8 protein-coding genes and 1 tRNA gene are annotated in these 7,891 nt (G+C 64.8%); 4 read left to right on the forward strand and 5 right to left on the reverse strand.

The genetic code is table 11. From position 1 onward, the window contains the following. The coding region (locus tag KBA48_RS31290; protein WP_292912599.1) for a sodium/proton-translocating pyrophosphatase at positions 1-1,195 on the forward strand (1,195 nt) is incomplete at its 5' end. A 257-nt stretch (positions 1,196-1,452) separates the two neighbouring features. Here KBA48_RS31290 and KBA48_RS31295 read toward each other — a convergent pair. The 3 genes from KBA48_RS31295 to KBA48_RS31305 all read right to left on the reverse strand — a co-directional run bounded on the left by KBA48_RS31295 (position 1,453) and on the right by KBA48_RS31305 (position 2,904). Then, positions 1,453-1,529: transfer RNA gene (locus KBA48_RS31295), tRNA-Arg, on the reverse strand. Between the two features lie 119 nt (positions 1,530-1,648). Continuing rightward, positions 1,649-1,852, reverse strand: coding sequence for a hypothetical protein (locus KBA48_RS31300; protein ID WP_292912600.1), 204 nt, complete (start codon positions 1,850-1,852; stop codon positions 1,649-1,651). Between the two features lie 128 nt (positions 1,853-1,980). Further along, the gene (locus KBA48_RS31305; RefSeq protein ID WP_292912601.1) at positions 1,981-2,904 is read right to left on the reverse strand and encodes a methyltransferase domain-containing protein; all 924 of its coding nucleotides are present in this window, start codon (positions 2,902-2,904) and stop codon (positions 1,981-1,983) included. A 206-nt stretch (positions 2,905-3,110) separates the two neighbouring features. Between KBA48_RS31305 and groES the strand changes: the two genes are divergently transcribed. Both groES and groL read left to right on the forward strand, forming a co-directional pair. Further along, positions 3,111-3,401, forward strand: a complete 291-nt coding sequence (groES, locus tag KBA48_RS31310) for a co-chaperone GroES (protein WP_094458166.1) — start codon at positions 3,111-3,113, stop codon at positions 3,399-3,401. Between the two features lie 50 nt (positions 3,402-3,451). After that, positions 3,452-5,095, forward strand: a complete 1,644-nt coding sequence (groL, locus tag KBA48_RS31315; protein WP_292912602.1) for a chaperonin GroEL — start codon at positions 3,452-3,454, stop codon at positions 5,093-5,095. A 158-nt stretch (positions 5,096-5,253) separates the two neighbouring features. On the opposite strand, the gene KBA48_RS31320 is transcribed toward groL, so the two are convergent. Together KBA48_RS31320 and KBA48_RS31325 are read right to left on the reverse strand one after the other, a co-directional pair. Continuing rightward, on the reverse strand, positions 5,254-6,447 hold the full coding sequence (locus tag KBA48_RS31320; protein ID WP_292912603.1) for an SAM-dependent methyltransferase: 1,194 nt from the start codon (positions 6,445-6,447) through the stop codon (positions 5,254-5,256). Positions 6,448-6,517: 70 nt separating this feature from the next. Continuing rightward, positions 6,518-7,147 (reverse strand): flavin reductase family protein, encoded by a 630-nt coding sequence (locus KBA48_RS31325; RefSeq protein WP_292912604.1) that lies wholly within the window; start codon positions 7,145-7,147, stop codon positions 6,518-6,520. Positions 7,148-7,450: 303 nt separating this feature from the next. Here KBA48_RS31325 and KBA48_RS31330 point away from each other — a divergent pair. Beyond that, positions 7,451-7,891 (forward strand): amidohydrolase (locus KBA48_RS31330; protein ID WP_367273899.1); only part of this gene is annotated, 441 nt, incomplete at its 3' end.

Consider the following 7,891-nt stretch of genomic DNA (forward strand, 5'->3'; position numbering starts at 1 on the left):
TACGCAGTGGGTGCTGCCCGAGGGCGTGCACACGGTGCTGACCACCGGGGCTGGCGTCACCTTCACGGGCGGCGACCTGTTCCATTGCGCGGTGGTCGGCCAGTTGGTGACGGGCCTGATCGTCTGGATCACCGAATATTATACCGGCACCGGATACCGCCCCGTGAAGTCGGTGGCGCAATCCTCCACCACCGGCCATGGCACCAACGTCATCCAGGGTCTGGCCGTGTCGATGGAGGCCACGGCCTTACCGGCGCTGGTGATCTGCGTGGCGATCATTGTCTGTTACCTGATGGCGGGCCTGTTCGGCATTGCCATCGCGGTGACCAGCATGCTGGCCGTGGCCGGCATGGTCGTGGCGCTGGATGCCTATGGTCCCGTCACCGACAATGGCGGCGGCATCGCCGAGATGGCCGACCTGCCCAAGGAGGTGCGTGTCACCACCGACGCCCTGGACGCCGTCGGCAACACGACCAAGGCCGTCACCAAGGGATATGCCATCGGCTCCGCCGGCCTGGGCGCCCTGGTGCTGTTCGCGGCCTATAACGAGGATCTGAAGTTCTTCATCGCCAATGCCGCCACCTATCCCTATTTCGACGGGGTAACGGTGGATTTCAGCCTGGCCAATCCCTATGTCGTTGTCGGCCTGATCCTGGGCGGCCTGCTGCCCTATCTATTCGGCGCCATGGGCATGACCGCCGTGGGCCGCGCCGCCGGCTCGGTGGTGGAAGAGGTGCGCCGGCAGTTCCGCGAGGACAAGGGCATCATGGCGGGCACGTCCAAGCCCGACTATGGCCGCGCCGTCGACATGCTGACCAAGGCGGCTATCAAGGAGATGATCATCCCCTCGCTGCTGCCGGTGCTGGCGCCGGTGGTGCTGTATTTCATCGTGGCCGCCATCGCGGGCAAGGGGGCGGCGTTCAGCGCCGTCGGCGCCATGCTGCTGGGCGTCATCGTCACAGGCCTGTTCGTCGCGATCTCCATGACGTCGGGTGGTGGGGCCTGGGACAATGCCAAGAAATACATCGAAGAAGGTCACCATGGCGGCAAGGGTTCGGACGCGCACAAGGCGGCCGTGACCGGTGACACCGTGGGGGACCCCTACAAGGACACGGCCGGCCCGGCCGTGAACCCGATGATCAAGATCACAAACATCGTGGCGCTGCTGCTGCTGGCCATCCTGGCCCATGGCTGAGCCGGGCCCGTCCTGAAACTGCAAACCCCGGTCCGGCAACGGGCCGGGGTTTTGTTTGGCCTGATGTCAGGCTTGCGGTTGGCGGGTGCGCCGGCGACCTTGATCATCTCCCACCCCGGCGCTCAATCCCCGATAACCCATCGTGGACAGGTTAACGGAGGGGCATTTAGCCGATGGGGATAAGCGATGAGTTAAATGATGATTGTCGCGATGCGACAAATGCGCGTTGCTAACGATCTGATTGTCTTGGGAGAAAGTGGCGGACCCGACACGATTCGAACGTGCGACCTCTGCCTTCGGAGGGCAGCGCTCTATCCAGCTGAGCTACGGGTCCATACCGGCACCGGAGAGCATTTCCGGGCGGCGCGGACCATAGCGCATCGGTCCGGCCTGTGCAAATGCTTCTTGCAGAAAATGCGAAATGACGGCAACCGCTTGGAATTCATTGGATTTTCAGCCCAGCATCGCCCGCAGGGCCTGGCGTGACAGGTCCTTCAGTGCATCGCGCATGCGCTGAATCTCCTCCGCGGCGGCTTCATAATCCTGGATCAGCCCCCCCACCAGGGTTGCCGGATCGTCGGCTTCGTCGGGATAGCGGTCGCGGGCGCGGGCCGCGCGGCGACGCAGGCGCTCGACGATATCTTCTTCTGACGCCATGTGGCTGTCCTCTCCATGGGGCTCTGACGCCCTTTAAACATGACCACTCCGCCGCGTCACGCCTTTCCTGCGTGGTGGCGTAGGGCCGATAGGGCATTGGCGCGATGGAAATACTGTCGGCACTCGCCTCAGTGCGGCTTCACGCCGGTTGGATGCTCGATGCTGTTCAGCGCCTCGGCCAGCCGGTGGGAGGCGCTGCCGCGCTTGGCCGGCTGCTGCTGCACCGTAGAGTCCGGTGACCATCCGGCCAGGAAGATCACCTCGAACGTGGCCGGCACGGTGCCATCCTCTTCCCGGAACAGTTCCATGTAGCGTTCGGCGGCGCGGATGATGACGTCACGCCGGGTCGGCCGTTTCAGACGCGACAGGGCGGCGTTGGTCTCCCCCATGCCGCGCAGGTCACGCATCAGGCGGAACGGGTCGGGATAGGAGACGGTCAGCGTGTCCATATCGGCCACGGGCAGGGCATAACCGGCGCGTTGCAGCAAACCGGCGGCATCGCGCAGGCCGGCCATCGGGCTGATCCGCGCCGATACGCCGCCCGTCACCTCCATCTCCGCCTCCATCAGCGACCGGCGCAGTTCGAACAAACTGTCGCCCCCCAGCATGGCGGCGATGAACAGCCCGTCGGGCCGCAGCACCTGACGCGCCTGGATCAGGGCGCCCGGCAGGTCGTTCACCCAATGCAGGGACAGATTGGAGATGACCATGTCGAAACTGTCCGGCGCGAAGGGCAGTGCCTCCTCATCCGCCGCCAGGGCCGGGCTGCCGGTATTGCCGCCGGCCAGCCGCGCCATGGCGGGGGACAGATCGGCATGCACCATGTGGGTGATGCCATTGCGGCCCTGCAATGCGGATTCGACCTCGCCCCCGTGGCTGCCCAGGTTCAGGACGCGCGGAAATTCGCGCCGGATCATGTCCAGCCGCTCCCCAAGCCTGTCCGCCACCTCACGCAGCAGGAAGTCATGGGCGGAAAGCCCCGCCGCCGCGCGGTCGCGCCGCTGGCGGATCAAGGGCCGGTCGAACAGAAACATGGTGTCGGCGTCGCTCATGCCCCCTGCCATACTCCCGATCGGTGGATGCTGGCAACCCGTCCCGCCGTGGATCTTCCGCTCCCGTCACACCGCCGTCATCGAAATATGACAGAGCACTTCTTGACAGTCGGGGTCGGGTTGATTAGGTCATTGGCACTCACCGAGCGTGAGTGCTAACAACAGGCTCACGCCCAAACCCTTTTGCCTTTTCAGGGAGAGATCCTATGAAGTTCCGTCCGCTGCACGACCGCGTCGTGGTCAAGCGCGTTGAGTCCGAAAAGAAGACGGCCGGCGGCATCATCATCCCCGACACCGCCTCGGAAAAGCCCCAGGAGGGCGAGGTGGTCGCCGTGGGTCCGGGTGCCCGTGACGAGGCCGGCAAGCTGGTGGCTCTTGACGTCAAGGCCGGTGACCGTGTTCTGTTCGGCAAGTGGTCGGGCACCGAGGTGAAGATCGACGGTGTCGAATACCTGATCATGAAGGAAAGCGACATCATGGGCGTTCTGAACGCCTGAGTCGGATCACCTGATCTAGCCTGACCCATAGAATTCAAAGGATTTGAGCAATGGCTGCCAAGGAAGTTAAGTTCGGTTCCGACGCCCGCGCCAAGATGCTGCGCGGCGTGGACATTCTGGCTGACGCTGTCAAGGTGACCCTGGGTCCGAAGGGCCGCAACGTCGTGATCGAGAAGAGCTTCGGCGCTCCCCGCATCACCAAGGACGGTGTCTCGGTCGCCAAGGAAATCGAACTGTCCGACAAGTTCGAGAACATGGGCGCCCAGATGGTCAAGGAAGTGGCGCAGAAGACGGCCGATCTGGCCGGCGATGGCACCACCACCGCCACCGTGCTGGCCCAGGCCATCGTCCGTGAGGGCGCCAAGGCCATCGCCGCCGGCATGAACCCGATGGACGTGAAGCGCGGCGTCGATCTGGCCGTCGCCACCGTCGTGGCTGACATCCAGGCCCGTAGCCGCAAGGTCACGACCAACGACGAGATCGCCCAGGTCGGCACCATCTCCGCCAATGGCGAGGCCTTCATCGGCGCCAAGATCGCCGAAGCCATGGCCCGCGTCGGCAACGAAGGCGTGATCACGGTCGAAGAGTCCAAGAGCCTGGAGACCGAGCTGGATGTCGTCGAAGGCATGCAGTTCGACCGCGGCTACCTGTCGCCCTACTTCGTGACCAACGCCGACAAGATGATCGCGGACCTGGAAAGCCCGTACATCCTGTTGTTCGAGAAGAAGCTGTCGGGCCTGCAGGCCATGCTGCCGGTTCTCGAAGCCGTTGTTCAGTCGTCGCGTCCGCTGGTCATCGTGGCCGAGGATGTGGAAGGCGAGGCTCTGGCCACGCTGGTCGTCAACAAGCTGCGTGGCGGCCTGAAGATCGCCGCCGTGAAGGCCCCGGGCTTCGGTGACCGTCGCAAGGCGATGCTGGAAGACATGGCCATCCTGACGGGCGGCCAGGTCATCAGCGAAGATCTGGGCATCAAGCTGGAGAACGTGACGCTGGACATGCTGGGCCGCGCCAAGAAGGTGACGATCAGCAAGGACAACACCACGATCGTCGACGGCGAAGGCGCGAAGGCCGACATCGAGGCCCGTATCGCCCAGATCAAGGCCCAGATCGAAGAGACCACCAGCGACTATGACCGCGAGAAGCTGCAGGAACGTCTGGCCAAGCTGGCCGGCGGTGTTGCGGTTCTGCGCGTCGGCGGCGCCACCGAGGTCGAGGTGAAGGAGCGCAAGGATCGCGTTGATGACGCGATGCACGCCACCCGCGCCGCGGTCGAGGAAGGCATCGTTGCCGGCGGCGGCGTGGCCCTGCTGTACGCCACCAAGGCCCTGGAAGCCCTGGCGACCACCGGTCCGGACCAGAAGTTCGGTGTGGACATCGTCCGCAAGGCCCTGCAGGCCCCGGTCCGTCAGATCGCCCAGAACGCCGGCTTCGACGGTTCGGTGATCGTCGGCAAGCTGCTGGAGCAGGGTGACACCAACCACGGCTTCAACGCCCAGACCGGCGAATATGGCGACATGTTCAAGTTCGGCGTCATCGACCCGACCAAGGTTGTGCGCGCCGCCCTGCAGGACGCCGCCTCCATCGCCGGCCTGCTGATCACGACGGAAGCCATGATCGGTGAGAAGCCGCAGCCGAAGTCCGCTCCGGCCGGTGGCCCGGGTGGCATGGGTGGCATGGGCGACATGGACTTCTAAGTCCCGGTCGTTCAGCCGAACCGGCTTGAATGCGAAGACCCCCGGCGGAGCGATCCGCCGGGGGTTTTTGTTTTGTGACCTGACGCCGCCGGGCATTGTTCGGGGCCGGCTGATCTTCAGCACCCGGTTCGATCAGGGCCACATGGATACCCGGCGCTTCAGAAGCCGGCGTCGCAACCCAGCAGCGTCGACAATTTCGGCGTCACGCCCCATTCCTGAACCAGGGCCTGATACTCCGCCAGCGCCTTGGCCTCTGGTGCCGCCCCCGTCTTCACGGCCCGCAGCAACGTGTTGCGTGGTGTGTGTTCCGACGGCACGAATTCGATGATTTCCGCCCGATAGCCGGCCTGCCGCATCAGGCTGGCGCGCAATGCATCGGTCAGCATGTCGGCGAATCGTTCGCGCAGGATGCCATGGCGGGTCACCAGACCATAGGCGGACGGCGCCTCGCTATCCCGCAACTGTCGTTGCAGATCATGATGGCAGCAGGGGGCCGCCAGAACATATTTCGCGCCCCAGGCCACGGCGCGGGCCAGCGCATCGTCGGTGGCCGTGTCGCAGGCATGCAGGGCCAGGACGATATCCGCCCCATCCACGGGGGCCTCGGCGATCGTGCCCTCGATAAAACGCAGCCCGTCCCAGCCCAGCGTGCGGGCCAGTTCCGTGTTGCGTTCGCGTGCCTGTCTTTTTGTGTCCACGCCGGTGAATTCAACCGCCAGCCCGCGCACATGCGCCAGGAACCGGTAGGCGGCGAAGGTCAGATAGGCGTTGCCGCAGCCAAGATCGACCACCCGCAATGGCCGGTCTTCCGGGAATGTCGCGCCCTTCAGCACAGCGTCCAGGGCGCGGACAAATTCCTCCACCTGCCGGTACTTGTCCTGACGGGTCGGCTTGATCCGGCCCTCATGGTCGGCGATGCCCACGGCCTGCCAGAAGGGATCGGCGGGGTCGAGCAGGCGCTGCTTGGTACGGTCATGATCCAGGGCGCGTTCGCGCGGGGCCGCCGCGGCGGTGCGGCTGACCATGGCCTCGCCCTTCTTGGTGATGCGCACCTGCACCGTGGCGTCCAGCGTTTCGACATGCCAGTTGCCCAGCCCCAGGGCCAGCAGATCGTCCACCGCCTTCTCTGCGGCCGGGCCGAAGGCGGCGTTGCTGGTATGGGCCTGACGGTCGTCATAGGCCACGGTTTGAAGGTGGGCACCGGCCTTCAGCGCCACGGGGCGCAGTTCCACACGCCGCCAGGGCGGCGCCATGTTGCGCATGCGCCCGCTGCCCACGGCGCGCACCAGCCTTTCCCCGTCCAGCAGCAGGGCGCGGATATCGGCAAGGGCGGGGGCAAGCGGGCTGGCCATGGCAACAATCGTCAAAGGCGGAAAAGGGCCTGCATCCTAGGCGGGCGGGATCGCGGCCGACCAGTGCTAATCACGGACGCCAGTCCGGATCATAGGGCGGGCGGTCCATCTGCAGGGTTTCCCCGTTGCGCACATACCAGCCACGGCCGTGGGTGCGTCCGATCAGCTTCATGGCAGGCGTGTCCAGATAATGGCTGGCGGCGTCCAGGATGAAACGGTCGGCCACGTGGGCGGCCAAGACCTCGCCCAGCACCAGGGTCTGGCGCGGACCGGTCTCCAGCACCGTATGGCGGCGGCATTCGAAACTGACAGGGGCGCTGGCGATCAGGGGTGGGCGGATCAGGCTGGCCGGCGCCGTCTCGATCCCGGCATAGGCCAGCTCGTCTACGCCCGGCGGCGCGTCGGCGGAACAGCGGTTCATGCGCTCGGCGTCATCCTCCGACACCAGATTGACGGTGAACTCTCCCGTTTCCAGGATATTCGCGGTCGTGTCCTTCAACCGCCCGTCGGGGCGATGCATCAGGCCCAGGGCCACCAGCGGCGGATCGTCGCCGACCATGTTGAAGAAACTGAACGGCGCGGCGTTGCGCACGCCCTCCGCCGACAAGGTCGTCACCCAGGCAATGGGGCGCGGGGTGATGGCGGAGGTCATGATCTTGTACCGCGCCGCTGGCGGCAAGGCGCGCATGTCGAAGCGCATCGGACTGTCATCCTTGGATATTGGGGGATTTGCCGTCGACCATGTCACCCGCCGCGCCGGACGCCCAATGGCATTACGCAGATGCCGTTCTGCGGAAAACGCGGAACGGCAAGCCCCATCTCTACGGTTTGCAGCGCCATCCCAGCGACAAGCGACGTTCTGATGAAATCTCATATTGTGTAATGCCTGCCCACAATATATGAAATTGATGGCCTTCCCGGTTAAAACAGATCGATGCAGGCAGCAGCGATTGGTCCCGCTTTCCCCGGGAACGGCACGCTTGTCGCCTGTCAGGAAATGCCGATGACCCGTTTGCCCATCATCGATCCCCACATGCATCTGTGGGATTTCACACGTCAGCATTATTCGTGGCTGATGGACCGGCCGCTGCCCCACAATCCCGCCGGTAATGTGGAATCCATCGCCAGGCCTTATGGTCTTTCAGATTATCTGGCCGATACGGGCGGGCTTGATATACGCGGTGTGGTGCATGTCGAAGCCGGCCCCGATCCCGACCATGCCCTGTCGGAGACGGCCTGGCTTCAGGAGGTCGCGGATACGGGGGCGCTGCCCATGGCGCTGGTCGCCTTCGCGGCGCTGAATGATCCCGATGTCGAACGGCTGCTGGCGGCCCATGCCGCCCATGGCGCGGTAGGCGTTATCCGTCAAATCATCAACTGGCACAGCGATCCGGCAAAGACCTATTCCAGCCGGGATGGGACGGGGGATGCGGATTGGAAAAGG

The sequence above is a fragment of the Niveispirillum sp. genome, assembly GCF_017996735.1.
In the GTDB taxonomy this organism is placed as follows: Bacteria; Pseudomonadota; Alphaproteobacteria; order Azospirillales; family Azospirillaceae; genus Niveispirillum.